General features: G+C 64.4%; 20 protein-coding genes and 1 riboswitch. Of the genes, 15 read left to right on the top strand and 5 right to left on the bottom strand.

Annotated features, from left to right (window positions below; all coding sequences use genetic code 11):
* Nucleotides 1-8: 8 nt before the first annotated feature.
* Complete coding sequence (gene ispH, locus V2L18_RS14875; RefSeq protein ID WP_336179045.1) at nt 9-983, bottom strand: 4-hydroxy-3-methylbut-2-enyl diphosphate reductase; 975 nt, start codon at nt 981-983, stop codon at nt 9-11.
* A gap of 214 nt (nt 984-1,197) precedes the next feature.
* Between ispH and V2L18_RS14880 the strand changes: the two genes are divergently transcribed.
* The 7 genes from V2L18_RS14880 to V2L18_RS14910 all read left to right on the top strand — a co-directional run bounded on the left by V2L18_RS14880 (nt 1,198) and on the right by V2L18_RS14910 (nt 8,092).
* Entirely contained in the window at nt 1,198-1,839 is a 642-nt protein-coding gene (locus tag V2L18_RS14880) for a hypothetical protein (protein WP_336179046.1), read from the top strand.
* 129 nt (nt 1,840-1,968) lie between these two features.
* Nucleotides 1,969-2,059: riboswitch (glycine riboswitch) on the top strand.
* A 168-nt stretch (nt 2,060-2,227) separates the two neighbouring features.
* Nucleotides 2,228-3,373 carry a glycine cleavage system aminomethyltransferase GcvT gene (gene gcvT, locus V2L18_RS14885; protein WP_336179047.1) on the top strand — a complete coding sequence of 382 codons (1,146 nt, stop codon included), beginning with the start codon at nt 2,228-2,230 and terminating at the stop codon, nt 3,371-3,373.
* A gap of 26 nt (nt 3,374-3,399) precedes the next feature.
* Entirely contained in the window at nt 3,400-3,771 is a 372-nt protein-coding gene (gene gcvH, locus V2L18_RS14890; RefSeq protein ID WP_336179048.1) for a glycine cleavage system protein GcvH, read from the top strand.
* Between the two features lie 205 nt (nt 3,772-3,976).
* The gene (gcvPA, locus tag V2L18_RS14895; protein ID WP_336179049.1) at nt 3,977-5,326 is read left to right on the top strand and encodes an aminomethyl-transferring glycine dehydrogenase subunit GcvPA; all 1,350 of its coding nucleotides are present in this window, start codon (nt 3,977-3,979) and stop codon (nt 5,324-5,326) included.
* Complete coding sequence (locus V2L18_RS14900) at nt 5,323-5,643, top strand: hypothetical protein (protein ID WP_336179050.1); 321 nt, start codon at nt 5,323-5,325, stop codon at nt 5,641-5,643. The genes gcvPA and V2L18_RS14900 overlap by 4 nt, the downstream gene beginning before the upstream one ends.
* A 14-nt stretch (nt 5,644-5,657) precedes the next feature.
* Nucleotides 5,658-7,238 carry an aminomethyl-transferring glycine dehydrogenase subunit GcvPB gene (gene gcvPB, locus V2L18_RS14905; protein ID WP_336179051.1) on the top strand — a complete coding sequence of 527 codons (1,581 nt, stop codon included), beginning with the start codon at nt 5,658-5,660 and terminating at the stop codon, nt 7,236-7,238.
* A 158-nt stretch (nt 7,239-7,396) separates the two neighbouring features.
* Nucleotides 7,397-8,092: a VIT family protein gene (locus tag V2L18_RS14910; protein WP_336179052.1), complete on the top strand. Its 696-nt coding sequence runs from the start codon at nt 7,397-7,399 to the stop codon at nt 8,090-8,092.
* Nucleotides 8,093-8,195: 103 nt separating this feature from the next.
* Here the strand turns inward: V2L18_RS14910 and V2L18_RS14915 are convergent, their stop codons facing one another.
* Together V2L18_RS14915 and V2L18_RS14920 are read right to left on the bottom strand one after the other, a co-directional pair.
* Nucleotides 8,196-9,350, bottom strand: a complete 1,155-nt coding sequence (locus tag V2L18_RS14915) for a site-specific DNA-methyltransferase (RefSeq protein WP_336179053.1) — start codon at nt 9,348-9,350, stop codon at nt 8,196-8,198.
* A gap of 178 nt (nt 9,351-9,528) precedes the next feature.
* Nucleotides 9,529-10,206: a DNA-3-methyladenine glycosylase I gene (locus V2L18_RS14920; protein ID WP_336179054.1), complete on the bottom strand. Its 678-nt coding sequence runs from the start codon at nt 10,204-10,206 to the stop codon at nt 9,529-9,531.
* A gap of 196 nt (nt 10,207-10,402) precedes the next feature.
* Between V2L18_RS14920 and V2L18_RS14925 the strand changes: the two genes are divergently transcribed.
* Together V2L18_RS14925 and V2L18_RS14930 are read left to right on the top strand one after the other, a co-directional pair.
* A complete protein-coding gene (locus tag V2L18_RS14925) occupies nt 10,403-11,914 on the top strand; it encodes an AMP nucleosidase (protein WP_336179055.1) in 1,512 nt (503 codons plus the stop codon).
* A gap of 221 nt (nt 11,915-12,135) precedes the next feature.
* A complete protein-coding gene (locus V2L18_RS14930; protein ID WP_336179056.1) occupies nt 12,136-14,346 on the top strand; it encodes a PAS domain S-box protein in 2,211 nt (736 codons plus the stop codon).
* 17 nt (nt 14,347-14,363) lie between these two features.
* Here the strand turns inward: V2L18_RS14930 and V2L18_RS14935 are convergent, their stop codons facing one another.
* Together V2L18_RS14935 and mutY are read right to left on the bottom strand one after the other, a co-directional pair.
* Nucleotides 14,364-14,912, bottom strand: a complete 549-nt coding sequence (locus V2L18_RS14935; protein ID WP_336179057.1) for a 2OG-Fe(II) oxygenase — start codon at nt 14,910-14,912, stop codon at nt 14,364-14,366.
* A gap of 122 nt (nt 14,913-15,034) precedes the next feature.
* Nucleotides 15,035-16,105, bottom strand: coding sequence for an A/G-specific adenine glycosylase (gene mutY / locus V2L18_RS14940; protein ID WP_336179058.1), 1,071 nt, complete (start codon nt 16,103-16,105; stop codon nt 15,035-15,037).
* A 241-nt stretch (nt 16,106-16,346) separates the two neighbouring features.
* Between mutY and V2L18_RS14945 the strand changes: the two genes are divergently transcribed.
* From V2L18_RS14945 to V2L18_RS14970, 6 genes are all read left to right on the top strand, one after another.
* On the top strand, nt 16,347-16,877 hold the full coding sequence (locus V2L18_RS14945) for a DciA family protein (RefSeq protein WP_336179059.1): 531 nt from the start codon (nt 16,347-16,349) through the stop codon (nt 16,875-16,877).
* A 131-nt stretch (nt 16,878-17,008) separates the two neighbouring features.
* Nucleotides 17,009-17,650 carry a DsbA family protein gene (locus V2L18_RS14950; RefSeq protein ID WP_336179060.1) on the top strand — a complete coding sequence of 214 codons (642 nt, stop codon included), beginning with the start codon at nt 17,009-17,011 and terminating at the stop codon, nt 17,648-17,650.
* A gap of 48 nt (nt 17,651-17,698) precedes the next feature.
* On the top strand, nt 17,699-21,157 hold the full coding sequence (locus V2L18_RS14955) for a chromosome segregation SMC family protein (RefSeq protein WP_336179061.1): 3,459 nt from the start codon (nt 17,699-17,701) through the stop codon (nt 21,155-21,157).
* A gap of 206 nt (nt 21,158-21,363) precedes the next feature.
* Nucleotides 21,364-21,759, top strand: a complete 396-nt coding sequence (locus tag V2L18_RS14960) for an AtpZ/AtpI family protein (protein WP_336179062.1) — start codon at nt 21,364-21,366, stop codon at nt 21,757-21,759.
* 120 nt (nt 21,760-21,879) lie between these two features.
* Nucleotides 21,880-22,629, top strand: coding sequence for a F0F1 ATP synthase subunit A (locus tag V2L18_RS14965; RefSeq protein ID WP_336179063.1), 750 nt, complete (start codon nt 21,880-21,882; stop codon nt 22,627-22,629).
* Nucleotides 22,630-22,704: 75 nt separating this feature from the next.
* Entirely contained in the window at nt 22,705-22,932 is a 228-nt protein-coding gene (locus V2L18_RS14970) for a F0F1 ATP synthase subunit C (RefSeq protein WP_107987827.1), read from the top strand.
* The last annotated feature ends 32 nt before the right edge of the window (nt 22,933-22,964 follow it).

Genomic DNA, 22,964 nt, shown 5'->3' on the forward strand with positions numbered 1-22,964 from the left:
GATGTCTATCACTCGGCGGCGGTAACGCGGAGTTCGCGGGGAAGGTTGAAGGCGATCGTCTCCTCCGCCGTGCGCACCGTTTCCACAGTGACGTCGAAGCGGGAGGCGAAGGCCTCGATGATTTCCTCCACCAGAACCTCCGGTGCGGAAGCCCCGGCGGTTATGGCCAACGTCGATATGCCCTCAAAATCGGACCAGTCGATGTCCGACGCGCGCTGGACGAGAGCCGCATGCGGACAGCCGGCGCGTTCCGCGACTTCGCGCAGGCGCTGCGAGTTCGATGAATTCGGCGCCCCCACCACAATCATGGCGTCCGCGCGCGGGGCGACTTTCTTCACCGCTTCCTGGCGGTTGGTGGTCGCGTAGCAGATGTCGTCCTTGTGCGGGGCGAGGATGGAGGGAAAACGCTCCTTGAGGATCGCGACGATGGCGCTTGTGTCGTCGATCGACAGCGTCGTCTGGGTGATCCAGGCGAGATTGTCGGGATCCTTGGGCTGGAAGGTGCGTGCGTCCTCTTCCGTCTCGATCAGGCTGACCGTGCCGTCCGGCAACTGACCCATGGTGCCGATCACTTCCGGATGACCGGCATGGCCGATGAGCACGATGTCGTGGCCGCGCTTGTGGTGAAGCTGCGCTTCCTTGTGGACCTTGGAGACGAGCGGGCAGGTCGCATCGAGGAAGAACATGTTGCGCGCGGTCGCATCCGCAGGCACCGACTTCGGCACGCCGTGGGCGGAGAAGATGACCGGCCGGTCGCCTTCGGGGATCTCGTCGAGTTCCTCAACGAAGACCGCGCCTTTGGCGCGCAGGCTTTCCACCACGAATTTGTTGTGCACGATCTCGTGCCGCACATAGACGGGCGGGCCGTATTTCTCCAGCGCCAGCTCCACGATCTGGATCGCCCTGTCGACACCTGCGCAGAAGCCGCGCGGAGCGCACAGCAGAACCGTCAGTTTCGGCTTGGCAGCGGCTTGATCGACCATCGAAGGTTCCTCGCGGGTTCTATGCAAGGCAATAGAGGAACGTCCCCCCACTCTGTCAAGGCTTGGCGCCTTCTGTGCGCGCCGGAATGCGGGATAGGCCGTGCGGCTGCCTCTTTTGTGCGTGCGTTGCCCGGCTGTCGCCAAAGTCTTGTTCCCCTGATATAGAGGCAGGCTTGAACGGGCGCGGCAGCCATTGCCGGGCCCGGTTGACGTCATGGTTCTTTCGACGAGTGGTGCGATGCGGTTGAGGATCTCCGGACGACTTCTGGCGGCGCTGACGGGCGCGCTATGTGTGGCCTCGCTGGCCGGATGCGGCAGCATCTCCAAGCTCACGGGCGGATCCGACAGCGCCGGCAGCGCCAGCGGCGGTGACAGTTTCACCAAGACCTTCGTCTCCGGCGGCGGCACGACGGGACCGGATGTCGATCCCTCCATCTTCGCCTCGCAGGGCTATTGCCCGCCCATCGAGGTCCGGGCCGACACCTACATCCTGGCCGTCTACGAGCGCGGCAAGCAGGACAATCCTGAAGGGCTCAAGTACCAGGGCACGATCCGCAAGTATGCGCGTGAATGCTCTCCCGCCGGCAATGGCGAAATGACGATCAAGGTCGGCGTTTCCGGCCGCGTGGTCGCCGGTCCCGTGCCGACGAAGGGGCCCGTGGTGCTGCCGGTGCGCATCGCGGTGACGGGAGCGGACGACAGGGTTCTCGCCTCCCAGCTCATCCCGATAGAGGTCGGTTTGGCCGAATCCGACGGATCCGTCGGATGGTCGCGGGTCGTCGACGATATCCGCGTCCCGGTCGAAGGCGCGACGAAGGTTTATGTCGGCTTCGATACCAAGGAGGCGAAGCGCTGAAGGGGCGCGAACCGCGTGCGGATGCGGTGAATCGGAGCGAGGGGCGCGTGGCTGACGATTGACTCTGATGTCGCACCTCCCGATTATGGATTGCACCGACTGCTGGTCGCGAGTCGGGTGTGGATTGAAAATGGCCAAGCGGGAGAGATCGGGCATTTCGCCCGGCGCCGAAGGAGCAACCGCCCCGGAAACTCTCAGGCAAAAGGACCGCAAGGCAAGCGACACTCTGGAAAGCGGCCGCGCAAGAAGGCGTGACGGCTCACCGAAGGAGTAACCGCGCAGGCCCAGGGGGGGCACGTGCGGGAAATCTCTCAGGTACTCGGACAGAGGGGGCGCGGATGGATGAACTCCATATCGCTCCCTTGACTCTGAAACCGAAGGTGTGCCCATGGCCGATCCCGCCGCGAGCGGACAGCTACTCGATACCCCGTTGCATGACCTCCATGTGGAGCTTGGAGCCCGCATGGTGCCTTTCGCCGGCTACGACATGCCGGTGCAATACGAAGGCATCATCGCCGAGCACACGTGGACGCGTGAAAACGCCGGGCTTTTCGACGTTTCCCACATGGGTCAGGCCTTCCTGATCGGCCCCGACCATGAAACCACCTCCAAAGCGCTCGAGACGATCGTTCCGTCCGCTATCTCATCGCTGAAGCCCGGCCGCATCCGCTACACGGTGCTGCTGAACGACGAGGGCGGCATCGTCGACGATCTGATGGTCACCCGTCCCGCCGAGCCCGACACGGACGGTCGGCTGTTCCTGGTCGTTAATGCCGCCCGCAAGGACGTCGATTTCCCGATGATCGCCGCCGCATTGCCTGAGGGCGTGCGGCTGGAAATCCTGGACGAGCGCGCGCTCGTGGCTCTTCAGGGCCCGAAGGCGGCGGAAGTGCTGGCAAAGCACGTGCCCGGCGCCGACCAGATGGGCTTCATGACCTCCATGGACGCCGCCTTCGACGGCATCGACGTCAAGGTCTCGCGCTCGGGCTACACGGGCGAGGACGGCTACGAGGTCTCCGTTGCCGCCGGCGCCGCCGAGGCCCTTTCCCGTGCGCTTCTTTCCCATGACGAGGTCAAGCCGATCGGCCTTGGCGCACGCGACAGTCTGCGGCTCGAAGCCGGGCTTTGCCTCTACGGTCACGATATCGACGAGACGACCTCGCCGGTCGAGGGCGACATCACCTTCGTGCTGCAGAAGAGCCGGCGCGAGGCTGCTGACTTCCCCGGTGCCGCCCGCATTCTAAAGGAATTCAACGACGGGGCTGCCCGCAAGCGCGTTGGCTTTCGCCTCGAAGGCCGCGCGCCGGCCCGCGAGGGCGCCGAGGTGCTGTCGGCTGACGGCGAGAAGGTCGGCGTTCTCACTTCCGGCGGCTTCGCGCCGACCGTCGGTGCGCCCATTGCGATGGGATACGTTGCGACGGCGCATGCGGAAGACGGCACGCCCGTGAAGATCGTCGTGCGCGGCCGCGAACTGCCGGCCCGCGTCGCCGCCATGCCTTTCGTCGAACATCGCTACTACCGCAAACCCGCCTGATAAGGCACCTCCCAGGGACTATCGAAATGACGACCTACTATTCCAAGGATCACGAATGGGTCGCCGTCGAAGGCGACATCGCCACGATCGGCATCACCGACTACGCGCAGAGCCAGCTCGGCGACGTCGTCTTCGTCGAGCTGCCGGACGTCGGCAAGACGCTCAATCAGGGCGACGAGGCGGCCGTCGTTGAATCGGTCAAGGCCGCGTCCGAGGTCTATGCCCCGATCTCCGGCGACGTGACCGAGGCGAACAACGCGCTCGTCGATGAGCCGGCCAAGGTCAATGAGGACCCGGAAGGGGCCGCCTGGTTCGTCAAGATGACGGTTTCCGACAAGGCCGAGCTTGAGGAGCTGATGGACGAGGCCGCCTACAAGGCTTTCGTGGAGACGCTCTGAGGGTGCCTGAACCTTCGTTGTGAAGGGCCCTGTTTCTCAGGGTGTCATCCCCGCGAAGGCGGGGATCCAGTAACCACCGGGTGTTTGTCTGCACCGCTTGCGAACGACCCCGGTTACTGGGTCCCGGCTCTCCGCTTCGCTGCGGCGGGGATGACAATCGAGCCTGTTGCTGACGGCGCCCAACACCAAACCGGATCTTGAAACCATGCGTTATCTTCCCCTGAGCGATCAGGATCGTGCCGACATGCTGGCCCGTATCGGCATCGGCTCGATCGATGACCTGTTCGCCGATATCCCTGCGGCCGCGCGCCTTGTCGAGCCGATGGATCTGCCGCGCCGCAAGAGCGAACTGGAGGTGGAACGCCATCTCTCGCGCCTCGCCGCGCAGAACGTGCCGGCCTCCTCCGTGCCCTTCTTCGTCGGCGGCGGCGCCTACAAGCATCATGTGCCGGCGACGGTGGATCATCTGATCCAGCGCTCCGAATTCCTGACTTCCTACACGCCCTATCAGCCGGAAATCACGCAAGGCACGCTGCAGGCGCTGTTCGAGTTCCAGACCCAGATCGCCCACCTGACCGCCATGGATGTGGCCAACGCCTCCATGTACGACGGCTCGACCGCCGCCGCGGAAGCCGTGCTGATGGCGCACCGGGTGACCAAGCGCAACAAGGCGGTGATCTCCGGCGGTCTGCATCCGCACTACCGCGCGGTGATCCGCACCACTTCGGAACTCGCCGACGACACCTTCGACATCCTGCCGGCCGATCCGACCGGCACCGAGGATATCCTGTCGCGCATCGACACCGAGACCTCCTGCGTCGTCGTGCAGTCGCCGTCCTTCTTCGGACAGCTCATCGACCTGAAGCCGATTGCGGAAAAGGCGCACGAATGCGGCGCGCTGCTGATCGCCGTCTTCACCGAAGTCGTCTCGCTCGGCCTGATCGAGCCGGCGGGAACGCAAGGCGCGGACATCGTGGTGGGCGAGGGCCAGTCGCTCGGCAATCCGCTGACCTTCGGCGGGCCCTATGTCGGCCTCTTCGCCACGCGTCAGAAATACATCCGTCAGATGCCGGGCCGGCTTTGCGGCGAGACGGTCGATGCCGACGGCAAGCGCGGTTTCGTTCTCACGCTTTCCACCCGCGAGCAGCACATCCGCCGCGAGAAGGCGACCTCGAACATCTGCACCAATGCCGGTCTCTGCCAGCTCGCCTTCACCATCCACATGACGCTGCTGGGCCAGACCGGCTTTGAACAGCTGGCGATGGCGAACCACGCGTCCGCCGTGAAGCTTGCGGAGATGCTGGACGGCATCGACGGTGTGGAGTTGCTGAACGAGACGTTCTTCAACGAGTTTACGCTTCATCTGAAGGGCAGGGACGCGGAAACCATCGTCGACACGCTCGCCGACAAGGGCATCATGGCCGGCGTCCCGGTCAAGCGCATCGATCCGGTGTCAAAGAATGTCGATGACCTGCTGGTCGTTGCGGCCACCGAAATCAACACCGACGAGGACCGCGCCGCATACGCTGCCGCGCTGAAGGAGGTGCTGGCATGAGTCAGGCACAAACTGCGGCTCAAATCCTTATCGATGTTCGAGAATTGTTGGTTCGGTTAACTCAGGATCGAGACTCTCGGTTGAGTCGTCTGAAAGAGGCGGCTGTTGTCCTTCGGAAGATTTCGGCAAATTGTGAAATCAAAAATCTGAAGGAAAAGATCTCTGATTTGATTGTAAGGATCGATGATCTGCCCGAATTTGGACAGGTAGACTTCGATTTAGACAAGGTCGGAGGGCCGTCTGACGAAGACATGATCATCGATGCGCTCGTGTCGGTTGCGTTAGATGCGCATCTAATCATGATTTCCAGACCTTGAGGGGCATGAAGCAGATGAGCATGAACAATCAGGGCCGCCCCTCCACGCCGAATGAGGCGGGAGCTGTCGCGGAGCACAAGACGTTCACCGGCAACAAGGCGCTGCAGATCGAGGAACCGTTGATCTTCGAGACCGGCCGCAACGATGTGACCGGCGTCGATATCGACGTGCCGCTCGACTTCAAGCCGCGCCTGGGTTCTCACCAGCGCAAGACGGCGATCGACCTGCCGGGTCTGTCCGAGCCGGAGGCGATGCGCCACTATGTGCGGCTTTCCCAGAAGAACTACGCCATCGACATGGGCCTCTATCCGCTGGGCTCGTGCACGATGAAGCACAACCCGCGCCTCAACGAAAAGATGGCGCGGCTGCCGGGCTTTGCCGACGTCCACCCGCTGCAGCCGCTTTCCACGGTGAAAGGCGCGGTGGAGCTGATTGCGCAGCTTGGCCGCTGGCTGCTGGTCACCACCGGCATGGCCTCGGTCGCGATGAGCCCGAAGGCCGGCGCGCATGGCGAGCTGTGCGGCATGATGGCGATCAAGGCCGCGCTCAAGGCCCGCGGCGAGAACCGCTCCAAGGTGCTGGTGCCCGAAAGCGCCCATGGCACCAACCCGGCGACCGCCGCGCTTCTGGGCTACAAGGTCGTGACGATCCCCGCGCGCGAGGACGGCACGGTCGATCCGGCCTCCGTTCGCGAACTGCTGGATGATCAGGTCGCCGCGATCATGCTGACGAACCCGAACACCTGCGGGCTGTTCGAGCGCGACATCAAGGAGATCGCCGACGCGGTGCACGAGGCGGGCGCCTACTTCTACTGCGACGGCGCCAACTTCAACGCCATCGTCGGCAAGGCCAAACCCGGCGAGCTCGGCGTCGATGCCATGCACATCAACCTGCACAAGACGTTCTCCACCCCCCACGGCGGCGGCGGTCCGGGTGCCGGTCCGGTGGTGCTGTCGGACAAGCTTGCCCCGTTCGCGCCCGTTCCTTACGTGCGCTTCGAGGGCGACACGGCCGAGTTCATCGAGACCCGCGCCAAGGCCAAGGAGCACGGCGACACGCCGTTCGGCCGCATGACGGCGTTCCACGGCCAGATGGGCATGTTCATCCGCGCGCTCTCTTTCATGCTGAGCCACGGCTGCGACGGCCTGAAGCAGGCGTCTGAAGATGCGGTTTTGAACGCCAACTACATCCGCGTCGGCCTTGCCGACCTGATGAGCCTGCCCTTCGGCAACCGGGCGAACATGCACGAGGTGCTGTTCGACGACAGTTTCCTGAAGGACACGGGCGTCACCACGCTCGATTTCGCCAAGGCGATGATCGACGAAGGCTACCATCCGATGACCATGTACTTCCCGCTGGTCGTCCACGGCGCGCTGCTGATCGAGCCAACGGAGTCCGAAAGCCTCGCGAGCCTCGACCTCTTCATCGCCACGCTACGCGATCTGGTGATGTCGGCGAAGAGGGGCGAGACGGAGCGGTTTACCGGCGCCCCCTATCACAGCCCGCGTCGCCGTCTGGATGAGACGGCGGCGGCCCGAAAGCCGATCCTGAAATGGATCCGGCCGGAGGCGGCAACGGCAGAGGCCGCGGAATAGGATCGTCCGGCGCGCGGACGGTGAGCCTTCCGCCCGCGCGCCGCGATGCACGAGATCTGGTTTCCGTCGTTCGGAGAGGTTCCGCCTGACCGCAAAGCGTTCTAGACAGGACGTGGCCGGCAATCGTCGTGATGTCGGGGATCGGGAGAGCGGACCGCATGCGCAACAGGCACGTCGAAAAGCACGGCGCCCATCGCGTGGGCTGGTTGAGGGCCGCGGTGCTTGGCGCCAACGATGGCCTGGTCTCTACCGCCAGCCTCGTCGTCGGTGTCGCCGCGGCCTCGTCGCAAACCGGTCAGATCCTGATCGCGGGAGCCGCGGGTCTTGTCGCCGGCGCAATGTCCATGGCGGCGGGCGAATACGTTTCCGTCAGCTCCCAGTCCGATACGGAGAAGGCCGATCTCGCCCAGGAGCGGCAGGAACTGGCCGAGCAGCCGGAGTTCGAGCTGCGGGAGCTTGCCGACATTTACGTCGAACGTGGCGTCTCGCGCGAGACGGCCGTGGAAGTCGCGCGTCAGCTGATGGCGGCCGATGCGCTCGGCGCCCACGCTCGCGACGAACTGGGTATTTCCGATATCACGACCGCGCGCCCGCTCCAGGCCGCCTTCACCTCCGCCGTGACCTTTTCCATCGGCGCCGCCTTGCCGCTGGCGGTGGTGCTGCTCTCGCCCTCGGCCTGGGTCATCCCGGCCGTCATGGTCTCGACGCTCGTCTTCTTGGCCGGTTTGGGCGCCCTTGGGGCGCTGGCGGGTGGGGCGGGCATCGTCAGGCCGACGATCCGCGTGACGTTCTGGGGCGCGGTGGCTATGGCGCTGACGGCGGGCATCGGCGCTCTCTTCGGTGCCGTTGTGTGATCCGAGGCGGCCGCTTTCAGAAGAACAAACGCCCCCTCGCCGTTTCGGGCGAAGGGGCGTCCATGTTCGCGGGGATGCGAACGGCCAGCGTGCCTGTTACTCGTTACCGCGGCATGCTGGATCTGATTTCCTCGCGCAGCACATCGATCGGCTCCAGAATGCCTCCGCGCTCGAAGTGCCAGTAGGTCCAGCCGTTGCAGGCCTCCGCCCCCTGGACGAGCGCGCCGACCTTGTGGATCGAGCCGGTAAAATCGCCCGAGACGAGCGATCCGTCTGCCCTGACCACCGCACGATGCTTGCCGCGCGAGCAGGTCAGTTCTGCGCCGGGCGTCAGCAGGCCCGCCTCCAGCAGCGTGCCGAAGGGAATGCGCTTCTGCGCGCGCTTGCCCTTGACCGTTTCCAGAACCATGCCCTCGGCCGGCTCGATCGCGGCGATGCGCTTCGTCGCTGCCTCGATGTAGGAGCGCTCGCGCTCCACACCGACGAAGTGGCGGCCGAGCTTCTTGGCGACAGCGCCCGTCGTGCCCGTTCCGAAGAAGGGATCGAGCACCACGTCGCCGGGATTGGTGGAGGACAGCAGCACGCGATAGAGCAGCGCTTCCGGCTTCTGGGTCGGGTGGACCTTGTCGCCGTTGTCGTCCTTCAGCCGTTCCCCGCCGGTGCAAAGCGGCAGGTGCCAGTCGGAGCGCATCTGAAGGTCGTCGTTGAAGGCCTTCAGCGCCTCGTAGTTGAAGGTGTAGCCCTTGGCATCCTTGGACGGCGTTGCCCAGAGCATCGTTTCGTGAGCGTTGGTGAACCGCTTGCCGCGGAAGTTCGGCATCGGGTTCGACTTCAGCCACACCACGTCGTTCAGGAGCCAGAACCCGAGGTCCTGCATCTTGGCGCCGACGCGGAAAATGTTGTGATAGGAGCCGATGACCCACAGCGTGCCGGTCGGCTTCAGGACGCGCTTGACCGCCAGAAGCCAGGCGCGGGTGAACGCGTCATAGGCCTCGAAGCTGGCAAACTGGTCCCAGGCATCGTCGCAGGCATCCACCCGCGACTGATCAGGCCGATGCAGGTCGCCGCCAAGCTGCAGATTGTAAGGGGGATCCGCGAAGACGACGTCGACCGAATGCTTCGGCAGCCGTTCCAGGGCGGCGACGCAGTCGCCGACGAGGATGGTGTCGAGCCAGTCCGGCTTAAGGTCGGAACCCGTGCCGGGGAGAGAGGGGTAGCGGGGCGCCGTCACCGACGCCCCTGTACGCAGTACACTCATTGCGACGCAAAACCTTACGCAATTACGAGTGTCATGGTTACCGGATTAGGTAAATCGAGTGTTAAGGATGAAAGGAAAAATTGAAGTTGAATCAATCATTTACTAACGCAAATTAAACTCTCTCACTAAAGTGTTAAGCCCCTGTAGCACATATGGGCGGATGTGAAGGCCACTGGCCTCATTCCTCCGCCGAAAGGGCGAGCAGGCGGCTCACCTGCATCATCGGTCGGCCCGATTCACGCACCCATCCGTTAAAGGCTGCCTGAACGGAAGTCAGCGCATGGCGCGAAAAGACCGCGCGTTCGATAACCTTTTCGCGCACGAGCGCGGCAATGACGGAGGGGGTGAGGATGAAGCCGTCGCGCCCGACGAAGCGCAGAGCATATTGTGCCGTCGTTCCGCCAAGCCGGCTGCCCCGGTGCTTCAGCAGATCGATCAGGCCGACCTGATCCGCGATCGGCCAGCGCCCGAGGAGCTCGGCTGCCGAACCGTGCTCGGCGGCCAGGTCGCACAGCAAGACGGCGTTGTCGCGAACGGAGATGATCTTGGCCGCGTTGCGCACGATGCGGTTGTCGGCCATCAGCGCGTCGAAATCGTCATCCGACATCATGGCGCAGCGGCGCGGATCGAATGCCCAGAACGCATCTTCGAAGCCGGGCCACTTCCCATCGATGACCTTCCAGGAGAAGCCTGCCTGGAAGACGCATTTCGTGAGCATGGACAGCCAGCGGTCGTCGGGGGTGGCGACGAGTTCGTCCGCGCTCTTCGGCGTCAGGTCGGCGAGCTTCGCCTCCATGGCCTCCTTGCCGCCATGGCGTTTCGCTGCCATTTCGAAGATCTCGTCGAAGCTGTGCATGTCACCCCTCAATTGAGATTGCGCGGCTGAGATTGCGCGGCGCGGGATGGGGCAGGAGCCGCGGCGCGCGCTCGCCCCTTGCCCGCTCCTCGATGGAACGCGGGCAGGTGCCCGGACTGTTTTCCAGACAGAAGCTTGACCCGGTGGCACACGCAACCGACCTTTGCAGGCAAGCAACATACCCGGAGTATAAATCTTGGCCGACCGTTGGACCCAGCCCCCTCAGGCCGTTTCGCCGGAAACTGAACGTCCGCCGGCGCTACCTTTCGAACCGTTTCGCGATGCGGGCGCCGCCGTCGAGCGCCTGAAGCAGATATTTGACAGAAACACGGCTTTTCTGCGAGAGCGCTTTGCGGAGCTTGCCGGTGGCTCCGTGCCGCAGGTGCGCGTGCGCGCCTGCTATCCGGAAGTTCGCATCACCACCTTGAGCCACGCTCGCCTCGATCAGCGCCTGTCCTATGGTTTCGTCCCGGGCCCCGGTCGCCATGGCATCACGGTGACGCGTCCGGATCTGTTCGCCTCCTATCTAGAGGAGCAGATCGATCTGTTGATTCGCAATCATGGCGTTCCCGTCGAGGTGGGGGAATCGGAAACGCCGATCCCGCTGCACTTCGCCTTCATCGACGGCACCAACGTCGACGGTGTTCATGCGCTGGATCTCGACCGACCGCTCGCCGATCTCTTCGACGTGCCCGATCTCGCCATCATGGACGATGCCATCGCCAACGGAACTTACGAGGTGCCGCCGGGCGGGCTGCAGCCGCTGGCGCCCTTCACCGCGCCGCGCGTGGACTATTCCCTGCAGCGCCTGCAGCATTATTCCGCCACCGCGCCCGAGCATTTCCAGAACTACGTGCTCTTCACCAACTATCAGTTCTACGTGGACGAGTTCTGCAAGGCGGCTCGGGCCCTGCTCGCGGATGAGAGCCATGGCTATGAGAGTTTTGTCGAGCCTGGAAACCTGGTGACCCGGCGCGGCGAGAGCGCACCTTCCTCCGGCACGGAGCTTGGGCGTTTGCCGCAGATGCCGGCTTATCACCTCACCGCCGCGAACGGGCGCGGGATCACGATGGTCAATATCGGCGTGGGCCCTTCGAACGCCAAGACGATCACCGACCACATCGCCGTGCTGAGACCCCATGCCTGGCTGATGCTCGGCCATTGCGCGGGCCTGAGGAACACGCAGAAACTCGGCGACTACGTGCTGGCGCACGGCTACGTGCGCGAGGACCACGTGCTCGACGACGATCTGCCGACCTGGGTGCCGATCCCGCCGCTGGCGGAAGTGCAGGTCGCGGTGGAGGAGGCGGTCGCCGAAGTCACGGGTCTCGAAGGCTACGAGTTGAAGCGGGTGATGCGCACCGGCACCGTCGCCTCCATAGACAACCGCAACTGGGAACTGCGGGACCATCGCGAGCCGGTCCGTCGCTTTTCGCAATCGCGCGCGATCGCGCTGGACATGGAATCCGCCACCATCGCCGCCAACGGGTTCCGGTTCCGCGTGCCCTACGGCACGCTCCTGTGCGTCTCCGACAAGCCGTTGCACGGGGAGTTGAAACTGCCTGGCATGGCGACCGAATTCTACAAGCGACAGGTTGCCCAGCATCTGGAGATCGGCATCCGCGCGATGGAAAAGCTTCGCGCTATGCCGAAGGAGCGGCTGCATTCGCGCAAATTGCGCAGTTTCGCGGAGACGGCGTTCCAATAGGCAGGGCGCCTGCCGAAAGGCTCAGACGCGGCGCCCGGCAACGACAGAGCGCCGCATCTAAGCCTCGGCGTGAGGGATGTGCAAAAGGAGGAAAATAACCGGTACCGGTTATCGTAAGTATTTACCATTACGCAAAGATGTGTGATTGCGTTTTATGCTTATGAGAATTTATTGACAGTCAGTCATTGTCTTGTTTGAATTCTTGACGTGAGGACGAGTGGATGAAGCCATCAGAGGTTTCTGGACGGAAGGCGCTGGCGGCCGGCGTTACCTTCTATCTCGTCATCGCGGTTCCCGTTATCCTCACGTTGATTCTTCTCCACTGGGCGGATTCCTACACCGAACGCGCCCAGTGGGCCGCCCGGCAGAGCGCTGCTCTGCGGGTTGCAAGCGATTCACTGGTCGGGCCGGTCCGCGATGCGGCCAACGACCTTTCCCTGCTCACAGCGATAGCCTCGGAGGCTCAGGGCCGATGGAGTGCGGACGGCAAGCTGGCGCAGGATTTCGCCCGGTTCGCCCGCCACCGACGGATCTACGATCAGATCCGTCTGCTCGGCCTGGACGGCAGGGAGCTTCTGCGGGTCAATTATCGTGACGGCGAAATTCGCGTCGTTCCGGAAGATGAACTGCAGGACAAGCAGGGACGTCCCTATTTCCGGGGCGGGGTCCTGCTCCCCCCAGGCGACATCTACCTGTCGCGCTTCGATCTGAACATGGAGCACGGCAAGGTTGAAGTCCCGCACCGCCCGACCGTGCGGCTAGTACAGGGCGTATTTGGTCCGGACGGCCGGAAACTGGGGCTTCTCGTTCTCAACCTCGACGGCGACCGTATCCTGGGCGTCCTCGCTCATCGGGATCGGAACTCGGATCTGGGGTATTGGCTGCTCAATTCGCAAGGCTACTGGCTCTACGACGAGAACCCGTCTCTATGCTGGGGCTTTCAGCTCGGGCTCAACCGCACGGTTGCCGATGTCGAAGGTCTGGGCGACGTTCTGAAAAGCCCGTCCGGCGGTCTCATAGAGACCCCGCAGGGCCAATTCGCCTTCAACCGCATCAATCTCAACAGCCATACGGCCCCCTACGGCCTGATCGAGGGATCGCAGCACACCGTTATCAGCGAGGAGCCCTACTGGATTCTGGCGACGATCGTCGCCGAAGACCATCTTTATTCGAGCTCGCAGGCGCGTCTTGAGATCATGATTGCGGTCTGCGCCGCCTTTCTCGCGTGTCTCGTGCCGGTGGCCTGGCTTTGGGGGCGCTGGCGGGCCCGGGGCGAAAGGGACAAGTGGCGCGCCAAGATCTATGCCGAGGTGATCGAGCAGAGCGACGAACTCGTCTATGTCACCACGCCGGACATGACCATCGAGTTCGCCAACCCGGCGGTGGAGCGGCTGACGGGCTATTCGCGCGAGGAAATCGCCGGCAAGACGCCGCGACTGTTCAAGTCCGACAAGCAGAGCGATGCGCTTTACGCTTCTGTCTGGGACAAGGCGCGTGGCCGGAAGTCCGTGCGCGCCCTCTTCATCAACCGGCGCAAGGACGGCACGGAATTCTACGAGAGCAAGAACGTTTCCTCGCTGATCGACCACAACGGGCGCGTTACCCATCTCGTCTCCGTTGGCCACGATGTCTCTGCCGAGCACGAGCGTCAGGAGCGCGAAATGCGCCTCGTCGATCAGCTTTCCGCCCAGTTGTCGCACCACTTCAACAACCTGCTCGGGCCGATCATCAACTATGCGGAGATGGCGGCCGACACCGCTCAGGAGAACGCGCAATCCGGTATCCGCGCGGATATCGAAAAGGTGCTGACGGGCGCGAACCGGTTGCGCGACGTGCTGGGCAAGATCTCCGCCATGTCCCTCGGTTCGCAACTTTCCCAGGGCGTTCAGGCGGTTGGGCCGGTAGTGCGCGGCATCCTCAAGATCGAGCAGTCGTCGCTTCCCAGGCGCATCGCGCTGTCGCTCGACATGGATGACGCGCTGGACGATGTCGGCGTGCGGTTCGACGATCTGGCGCTGATCCTGAGCGAGCTCATCAGCAACGCGCGCGACGCGATCAGCGCGGAAGGAGAGATCATCCTCGCTGCCCGGCTGCTTGAGCTTAACGGAGAGGCGAACTGCTCGACCTGCGGCGCCTTCCTGTCCGGACGGTTCGTCGATATCGCGGTGACCGACACGGGGCGTGGCATGACGCCTTCGGAGTTGCGGCACGCCTTCGACCCGTTTTTCTCCACCAAGCAATCCTCCAAGCTTGTGGGGGAAACGCTCGGCATCGGGCTCTCCCGCGTCCGAAATCGTGTCCATGCCAATGGCGGCCACGTCATCGTCGAAACCGACGAGGGGCGCGGCACCACGGTGCATCTCTTCTGCCCGGCCCTGAGCCTCGATGCGGACAGCGTGGAAGGGGAGATGCGCGACGAGGTGCTGGCCTGAAATGCACCGGTTCGGCGTCACCGGAAATGCGGGCCGTGGCTCCAGCACGTCAAGGAATAGCGTCGCCCCTGCGTGACCGGCGTGACCCGGTGCAACATGAACGAGGCGAACAGTGTGGCGTCGCCGGCCTCGCGCGCTCCGGTCTGGATCGCCCCGCCGAGATTGATCTCCAGCGCTCCGCCTGCATAGCTCTCGCCGGAACTCAACTGCACGACGATGGTGAGTTTGCGGTAGCGGGCAAGCGGTCCGTCGCCGATGTCGGAATGCCAGTCGTAGTGGCCGGTGTCGCTCTCGTCGTATCCGGCGACCTGCAGCTTTTCCTTGAACTCTGTGATGTCGAAACCGAAGCGGTCCCGGTTGGCCCGGGCGACCCCGTCGACGATCCTGTTCATCACCCACGAAGCCTCGCTGGCATCGTCGAGCCAGGCGATCGTCGCGCGGCGGATGTTGTGGTGGTGAAGTCCGCCGACAAGCCCGCCGGAGGCGGCCTGTGCGCGCTGGGAAAGCCGAATGACTTCCTGCGTCTCGTCGGGGGTGAACAGCCTCGAAATCGAATGCGTGAACATGGCCGAAGTCTCCGCAACGGCAAAAGGTGCACGCGTGTCGTTCATTGCGACACAAAAAGCAACAGGATTCGCGCTACGGCGCGTTTGTGCTGGTGAACGGTTCCGTGCCGCCGGACCGGGGATCAGTCCCCCAGACCCGCCGCCACCGCCTTTCGCATCACCGTCGGCAACGCCTCGCCGTCGAGATCGTGCGGCGGCGACCACCAGTGCCCTTCAGGGGCCTTCGTCCTGGAAGGGGCATTCGCGCGCCAGACCGTCATCTCCAGATGGAAATGCGTGAAAGTGTGGCGCACCGGGGCGATGCAGCGCGTCCAGGAAAGATTGAGCGGTGCCTGCGAAAGGTCGTCCGTCGCCGCATCCGGCGCCCACGTGCTTGTCGGCGGCTCGCTCATGCCGCCGAGAAGTCCCTTCGGCGGGCGTCGGCGCAACAACACCGCGCCATCGGTACGCACCGCGACGAAGGCCATGCCCAGACGTGTCGGCTTAGCCGCCTTTGGCGTCTTGCGGGGAAAGGTCTCCGCCGTGCCTGCCGCCTGTGCCCGGCAACTGGCCGTCCACGGGCACAACGCGCAGGCCGGTCGCCTGGGCGAGCACAGCGTCGCCCCCAGATCCATCATCGCCTGCGCGAAATCGCCTGGCCGTTCGTGCGACGTGATCGCGGCCGTCAGCTCCCGGATCTCCGGTTTTGCCTGCGGCAGTGGCGTCTCGAGCGCATGAACCCGGCTCATCACACGTTCCACGTTGCCGTCGACGACGGTCGCTGGCCTGTCGAAGGCGATCGCGGCGATCGCTGCCGCCGTGTAGGGGCCTATCCCGGGAAGGACCTGAAGTCCGGCCTCGGTGTCGGGAAAGCGGCCGGCATGACGCTCGGCCACGGTTTCGGCGCAAGCCTTGAGATTGCGCGCCCGCGAATAGTAGCCAAGCCCCGCCCAGGCCTTCATGACATCGGCCTCGTCGGCCCCGGCCAGCGCCAGCACGTCCGGCCACTTTTGCGTGAACGTCTCGTAGTAGGCCTTGACGGCGGCGACCGTCGTCTGCTGGAGCATGATCTCCGACAGCCAGACGCGATAGGGATCGGGAACGACGCCGCGCCGGCGCGCCTCCGGCGGCACCCGCCAGGGCAGGGCGCGGGCGTGACGGTCGTACCATTCGAGCAGGGTTTGCGCTTCCGGCGCGGGGAATCGATGATCCATGGGTGGAACAGGAGCGCAGCTGTGCGCCGAAGACAAGCCTGATGCCGTTACCGTCGGTTTGGTCCGGCTGGCACACGGAGGAGGTTCGGAGCCACCGCTTCCTCAAATGAGGTGCGTGAAGCCGGGGCGGGGGCGGACAAATGCCCGCAGAGAGGATAAGGTCCGGCGCGAGCGCGAGCTGGGGCAGTCCCTCGCGGAACGGATCAACGGATGGGCGCGGTGCCCGCACAGATGAGAGACCATGAGCGACAAGCCGCACGGTTCGCATCAGACCAACGGCCGCAGGCGAGGGGCCAAGCCGCTTGCCGATCTGATCGGCGGAGTGATGGAGCCTGCCTGTCGCAAGCGCGGCTTTGCCACCGCCGATCTTCTGGCCCTGTGGCCGGATATCGTCGGCGAGCGTTATGGCGAGACCACCCAGCCCGAAGCGCTTCACTGGCCGCGGCGCAATGACGGCGGCGGCGGTGGCACGCCCGATCCGGCGACGCTGGTCGTGCGCTGCGATGGCCCGAGCGCGCTGTTCCTGCAACACGAGCTGCCGCAGGTCATCCAGCGCATCAACATGTTCTTCGGCTGGGCTGCGGTTGGCCGTATCAAGATCGTGCAGAAACCGCTGAAACGTCTTCCCCAGCGCGCCATACCGCGCTTGCGCAGCCTGAGCGAAACGGAGGAGGCGGAGTTGAAGGGGCGGCTCAACGGCGTCGACGAGGCTCCCTTGCGTGCCGCGCTCGACCGGCTCGGCCGTGCAATTATCGCCAAACGCCGCAAATGAGCCGCGTTTTTGACGTTCATCCCCGATTCACATTTGCGCTGGCAGTTTTTGGCGCGACATGAAAGACCGATAGCAATCGTGATGTCGATCTCCACGATATAGACAGACCCTACGACTTGAGGAAAAAGCCCGTGACCGTGACCCGTCGACAGTTCCTGGAAGGTACCGCCGCCCTTGGCGCCGCCGCAATTCTCGCCTCGACGCTTCCGATGCCTGCCGTCGCCGAGAGCTTCTCCCCGATGGAGCTGTTGAAGCCTGGCAAGCTCAAGGACATGTCGCTGGGTGATCCCAAGGCACCCGTTACCGTGATCGAATATGCTTCGCTCACCTGCAGTCACTGTGCGGATTTCGAGAAGGAAAGCTTCCCTTACCTGAAAAAGGAATACATAGATACAGGTAAGGTCTATTACATAATGCGTGAATTTCCTCTTGACAATCTTGCCTTTGCGGCATCTATGCTGTCAAGGTGTTCTGCGGAAGACAAGTATTTCGATATCATAGAGCTGTTCTTCGCAAAGCAGCGCGACTGGGCTTTCACCCAGGATCCGCTCGGCAATCTGAAGGCGATGGCCAAACAGATCGGCTTCAACGACAAGAGCTTTGAAGAATGCTTGTCGAATCAGGAAATCCTTGATGGTGTGAGTGCCTCGAGGGAGCGGGCGAACAAGGAATTCGGAGTGAACTCGACGCCCACCTTTTTCATCAACGGCGAGAAGCACCCCGGGGCGCTGACGGTTGAACAGCTCGACGAGATCATCAAACCGCTGCTCTGACGCTTTTGCGGCCCGCCCCGCGCGCGCCTGCCTGCGCGGGGTGTGGCCATGAAATTCACAAAGCTGCGGCTGCTCGGCTTCAAGTCCTTCGTGGAGCCCATGGAGTTCGTGATCGAGGACGGCCTCACGGGCGTCGTCGGGCCGAACGGCTGTGGCAAGTCGAATCTCGTCGAGGCCCTGCGCTGGGTGATGGGCGAGAATTCCTACAAGAACATGCGCGCGTCCGGCATGGACGACGTGATCTTCTCCGGAAGCCTCAACCGCCCGGCGCGCAACACCGCCGAGGTCACGCTGTTCCTCGACAATTCCGATCGCACCGCGCCGCAGGGCTTCAATGATGCGGACGTTCTGGAAATCAGCCGCCGCATCGAGCGTGAGGCGGGGTCGGTCTATCGCATCAACTCCCGCGACGTGCGCGCCCGCGACGTCCAGCTTCTCTTTGCCGATGCCTCCACCGGCGCGCGGTCCAATGCGCTGGTCGGGCAGGGGCGCATCGGCGAACTGATCGCGGCAAAGCCCACATCGCGACGCAAGATCCTGGAAGAGGCGGCCGGCATCTCCGGCCTGCATTCGCGCCGCCACGAGGCGGAGCTTCGCCTACGCGCCGCCGAACAGAACCTCGATCGTCTGGAAGACGTGCTCGTCCAGATCGAGGGCCAGCTCGAAGGGCTGAAACGGCAGGCCCGCCAGGCCTCGCGCTATCGCAATCTTTCGGGCGAAATACGCAAGGCGGAGGCGACGATCCTCTATCTGCGCTGGCGGGAGGCGGGCGAGGCGCTGCAGGCGGCGGAAGGCGAACTCGCCAGCGTCCAGTCCCGTGTCGACGAGGCGGCCGCGGCGCAAGGCTTGGCCGCGCGCGATCAGGCGGTCGCCGCGCACAAGGTTCCCGATCTGCGCAATGCCGCCGCCGCCGCCGGAGCGGCGCTGCAAAGGCTGGTGATCGCACGCAACGAGCTCGATGCGGAAGACCGTCGTATCCGCGAGCGTCTGCGCGATCTCGACCAGCGCCGCCAGCAACTGGCCCAGGATCTGGAGCGCGAGCAGCGTCTGGGTTCGGAGAACGCCGAACTGCTGGGCGCACTCGACGAGGAAGAGCGCGCGCTCCTGGAAGAAAACGAGATGGTTGCCGCGCGCACCGAAGAGGTCGTAGAGCGCGTTGCCAGGGCCGAGGAAAAGCTTCAGGCGAGTGAGGGCGCGCTGTCGCGCAAGACGGAAGAGAATGCCCAGCTCATCGCCCGGCGGGCGCAGGCCGAACGCACGCTCGCCGATGCCCGCCAGCGGCTCGACCGTTTCAAGGCGCAGGCGGCTGAGGTTTCGCGCGATCTGAGCGCCCTTCGCGACGAAATCGCTTCCCGGACCGATGCCGATGAGCTGCGCGCCGCGCTGGAGGAGGCGGAGGCCGCGCTGGAAGAGGCCGGCATGCGTGCGGAAGCCGCCGAGATCGCCACCGCTGAGGCCCGCTCCGCGGAGGCCGATGCGCGCGAGCCGCTTGCAGAAGCCGAACGCCGGCTTGGCGCAGAGGAAGCGGAGGCACGGGCGCTGTCCAACATGCTCGCCGCCGCTGTTACGGGCGAATGGGAGCCGGTCATCGACGCGGTCGAGGTTTTCCCCGGATATGAAGCGGCGCTCGGGGCCGCTTTCGGCGAGGACCTTGATGCTCCCGCCGACCCTGCGGCTCCCGTGCGCTGGACCGGGGCAGGGGACGGCGCGGACGACCCGGCGCTGCCGGAGGGGGTTGAGCCGCTCGGCGCCCAGGTCCGCGCGCCCGCCGTTCTTGCCCGCAGGCTCGCCCAGATCGGTCTTGTCGAACGGGCGGATGCTGAACGCATCCTGCCGCTCCTGAAGCCCGGCCAACGGCTGGTCTCGCGGGAGGGGGATCTCTGGCGCTGGGATGGCTACGTCGCCACCGCCGATGCGCCCACCGCCGCAGCCCAGCGGCTCGCCCAGCGCAACCGGCTTGCCGAGCTCGAAGGCCGGATCGAGGACCTTTCCGCCGAGGTCGAGGCCCGCAGGTGGGATCTGGAACGTCACAAGGCCGCCGTCACCTCGGCAGTCGAGGCCGAGCAGGCCGCCCGCAACGCGGTGCGCGAGGGCCAGCGCCGCGTCGACCAGGCGCGCTCTGCGCTTGCCGAGGCGGAGCGGGTCCTGTCCGCGCTGACCATGCGCCGTCAGTCGCTGGAGGAGGCCGAAGCCCGGCTGGCCGGTGAGATGGAAGATGCGCAGGCAACCGTCGCCGAGGCTGAGGAAATCACCGCCGAACTGGCCGATTCTTCCGCGCTGGAGGCGGAAATCGCCAGCCTTCGCAACGACGTGGCCACGGATCGGGCTGTGCTGGCTGAGGCACGTGCGGCCGCGAGCGGTCTTGAGCGCGAGAACGATATGCGCCGCCGCCGCCTGGAGGGCATCGCGCGCGAACGGCGTTCCTGGCAGGAGCGTGCGGCCAATGCCGAACGGCAGCTTGGCGTGTTGCGCGAGCGCCAGGAGGAGGCTGCCGCCGAAATCGAGGAACTGACCGAACGGCCCGCCGAAATCGAGGAGCAGCGGCGCGCGCTGATCTCGGAGATAGCCAAGGCCGAGGAGGCCCGCAGCCAGGCTGATGATGCGTTGGTGCAGGCGGAGCGGACGCTGGGCGACGCGGACCGGACCGCGCGCGAGGCGCTGGAGGCTCTGTCGGTTGCACGTGAAGGCAAGGTGCGCGCCGAGGAACGCGTCGAATCGGCACGCGGTCGCGCCGCCGATGTGGCCGAGCGCATCGCCGATGCGCTGGAGGTGGCGCCGGAGGAGGTGCCGGGCATCGCCGAACTGCGCGAGGGCGCGACGCTTCCCGATGTACGGGCGACGGAAAGCCGTCTGGAACGGCTGAAGCAGGAGCGCGAACGTCTGGGCGGGGTCAACCTGCGCGCGGAGGACGAGGTTCAGGAAATCTCGACCCGGCGCGATTCGCTGGTGAGCGACCGCGACGACCTTATCGAGGCGATCCGGCGCCTGCGCACCGGCATTTCCAACCTCAATCGGGAGGCCCGCGAGAGGCTGCTGGCCTCCTTCGAGGTCGTCAACCAACATTTCCAGCGGCTTTTTACACACCTTTTCGGTGGCGGCACGGCGGAGCTCCAGCTCATCGAATCGGACGATCCGCTGGAAGCCGGGCTGGAGATCGTCGCACGTCCGCCGGGCAAGAAACCCCAGACGATGACGCTCCTTTCCGGCGGCGAGCAGGCGCTGACCGCCATGGCGCTGATCTTCGCGGTGTTCCTGACGAATCCTGCGCCGATATGCGTGCTGGACGAGGTGGATGCGCCGCTCGATGATGCCAATGTCGAGCGTTACTGCGATCTCCTGGAGGAAATGGGACGTCTCACCCAGACCCGTTTCGTCGTCATCACCCACAATCCGATCACCATGGCGCGGATGAACCGCCTGTTTGGTGTTACCATGGCCGAGCGCGGCGTTTCGCAGCTGGTTTCCGTCGATCTCGCGATGGCCGAGCGTTTTCTCGAGGCGGTCTAGCTGCCGCAACGCCGTCGGTGCGGTGCATACGAAAGTCGGATGGACCGCCAAAAGGTCCCAATTGTGGTGTAAAATCCAAAAGAAACAGGTACTTAACCTATCCGTAAGGCTTCTTGACAGGTCTGGGGGTGCCGACTATGGTGCGCGCGACTTTTCGGGGGGTGCGGAACAGTCGAAATGCCCCGCATCCGGAGGTGCGACGTTAGATGGCCGACAAAGACAGGCCCGGAGATGGAGCGCAGCCGGAAGGGAGTGGTGATGAGGCCACGCCGCCCGAAGAAATCGGCCTGAACGCACGTCTGGACCGGTTGAACCGCTCGCTGAGCGAGCGTAATGAACGCGACGAGGCGATAAAGAGGCGCGCCTCACGAACCGGCAGTGCCGCGGGCTATGCCCAGGCAGTGAAGCTGTCGAGCGAGTTCATCGCGGGCGTTGCGGTCGGAGCGGTTGTCGGCTGGGTGTTCGACCGTTGGCTGGAAACGTCGCCTTGGGGGCTGATCGTCTTCCTGCTGCTGGGCTTTGTGGCCGGTGTCTTGAACGTGCTGCGCTCCGCGGGCCTTGTCGCGGATCCGGGCGAGAAGATGAAGCGCGACGATCACTGAACGATCGTGGCGCATTCGACGGGATGGAAGGCCGGAGCGGGCAAGGCGCCTCTCGCGGCCTCTCGTCTTAATGAGCCGCCGCTTGCGCGGCATTGAGAGCAGATTTGAGGGGCCGACCCGGTGTCGAACGATCCGATCCACCAGTTTCACATCGTAAATCTGTTCCCGGTCGAAATCGGCGGTGTCGATTTCTCCTTCACCAACTCCTCGCTGTTCATGGTCGCGACCGTTGCGGTCACCACCATGTTCCTGATGATGGCGACGAGCGGGCGCGGCCTGGTGCCGAGCCGTTGGCAGTCGGTGGCGGAGATCTGCTACGAATTCGTCGCCAACATGCTCCGAAGTTCCGCCGGGACCGACGGCATGCGGTTCTTCCCGTTCGTCTTCTCGATCTTCATGTTCGTGCTGGTCGGCAACCTGTTCGGCATGTTCCCGTATTTCTTCACCATCACCAGCCACATCATCGTGACGTTCGCTCTCGCGATGCTCGTGATCCTGACGGTGGTGGTCTATGGCGTGATGCGCCACGGCTTTCACTTCCTGAACCTGTTCGTGCCGTCGGGCATCCCGATGGTCCTGCTGCCGCTGGTGGTGATGATCGAGATCATCTCGTTCCTGTCGCGCCCGGTCAGCCTCTCGGTTCGTCTCTTCGCAAACATGCTGGCAGGCCATATCACGCTGAAGGTGTTCGCAGGCTTCGTCGCGAGCCTCGGCAGCCTGGGCGCCCTCGGGGTCGCCGGTGCGGTCCTGCCCCTGGCCATGACGGTCGGCCTCACGGCGCTCGAGTTCCTCGTCGCCTTCCTGCAGGCCTATGTCTTCGCCGTTCTGACCTGCATGTACCTGAACGACGCCCTGCACCCCGGCCACTAGAGGCCGGGCACAAGGCAGACCTTCGACCCTTCATCAAGATCCTGCTGATCTCGAATTCCACTCAAGGAGCACATCATGGAAGCTGAAGCAGCAAAGTACATCGGTGCCGGTATCGCGTGCCTTGGCATGGGCGGCGCGGGCATTGGCCTCGGCAACATCTTCGGCAGCTACCTCGCCGGTGCGCTGCGCAACCCCTCTGCCGCTGACGGCCAGTTCGGCCGCCTGATCTTCGGCTTCGCCGTGACCGAAGCTCTCGGCATCTTCTCGCTGCTCGTCGCCCTTCTGCTGCTCTACGCAGTCTGATTTCGGACAACGTGCCGACGGTTTTCCGTCGG

The sequence above is a fragment of the Breoghania sp. JC706 genome, assembly GCF_037026715.1.
Taxonomy (GTDB): Bacteria; Pseudomonadota; Alphaproteobacteria; order Rhizobiales; family Stappiaceae; genus Breoghania.

What these genes read in the sequence shown, in the direction of transcription:
- ispH (WP_336179045.1), bottom strand. Translation starts at nt 983, where the DNA reads ATGGTCGATCAAGCCGCTGCCAAGCCGAAACTGACGGTTCTGCTGTGC.
- mutY (WP_336179058.1), bottom strand. Translation starts at nt 16,105, where the DNA reads ATGGATCATCGATTCCCCGCGCCGGAAGCGCAAACCCTGCTCGAATGG.
- V2L18_RS14910 (WP_336179052.1), top strand. Translation starts at nt 7,397, where the DNA reads ATGCGCAACAGGCACGTCGAAAAGCACGGCGCCCATCGCGTGGGCTGG.
- V2L18_RS14945 (WP_336179059.1), top strand. Translation starts at nt 16,347, where the DNA reads ATGAGCGACAAGCCGCACGGTTCGCATCAGACCAACGGCCGCAGGCGA.
- V2L18_RS14915 (WP_336179053.1), bottom strand. Translation starts at nt 9,350, where the DNA reads ATGAGTGTACTGCGTACAGGGGCGTCGGTGACGGCGCCCCGCTACCCC.
- V2L18_RS14920 (WP_336179054.1), bottom strand. Translation starts at nt 10,206, where the DNA reads ATGCACAGCTTCGACGAGATCTTCGAAATGGCAGCGAAACGCCATGGC.
- V2L18_RS14960 (WP_336179062.1), top strand. Translation starts at nt 21,364, where the DNA reads ATGGCCGACAAAGACAGGCCCGGAGATGGAGCGCAGCCGGAAGGGAGT.
- V2L18_RS14935 (WP_336179057.1), bottom strand. Translation starts at nt 14,912, where the DNA reads ATGTTCACGCATTCGATTTCGAGGCTGTTCACCCCCGACGAGACGCAG.
- gcvH (WP_336179048.1), top strand. Translation starts at nt 3,400, where the DNA reads ATGACGACCTACTATTCCAAGGATCACGAATGGGTCGCCGTCGAAGGC.
- V2L18_RS14970 (WP_107987827.1), top strand. Translation starts at nt 22,705, where the DNA reads ATGGAAGCTGAAGCAGCAAAGTACATCGGTGCCGGTATCGCGTGCCTT.
- V2L18_RS14930 (WP_336179056.1), top strand. Translation starts at nt 12,136, where the DNA reads ATGAAGCCATCAGAGGTTTCTGGACGGAAGGCGCTGGCGGCCGGCGTT.
- V2L18_RS14955 (WP_336179061.1), top strand. Translation starts at nt 17,699, where the DNA reads ATGAAATTCACAAAGCTGCGGCTGCTCGGCTTCAAGTCCTTCGTGGAG.
- gcvPB (WP_336179051.1), top strand. Translation starts at nt 5,658, where the DNA reads ATGAGCATGAACAATCAGGGCCGCCCCTCCACGCCGAATGAGGCGGGA.
- V2L18_RS14900 (WP_336179050.1), top strand. Translation starts at nt 5,323, where the DNA reads ATGAGTCAGGCACAAACTGCGGCTCAAATCCTTATCGATGTTCGAGAA.
- V2L18_RS14880 (WP_336179046.1), top strand. Translation starts at nt 1,198, where the DNA reads ATGGTTCTTTCGACGAGTGGTGCGATGCGGTTGAGGATCTCCGGACGA.
- gcvPA (WP_336179049.1), top strand. Translation starts at nt 3,977, where the DNA reads ATGCGTTATCTTCCCCTGAGCGATCAGGATCGTGCCGACATGCTGGCC.
- gcvT (WP_336179047.1), top strand. Translation starts at nt 2,228, where the DNA reads ATGGCCGATCCCGCCGCGAGCGGACAGCTACTCGATACCCCGTTGCAT.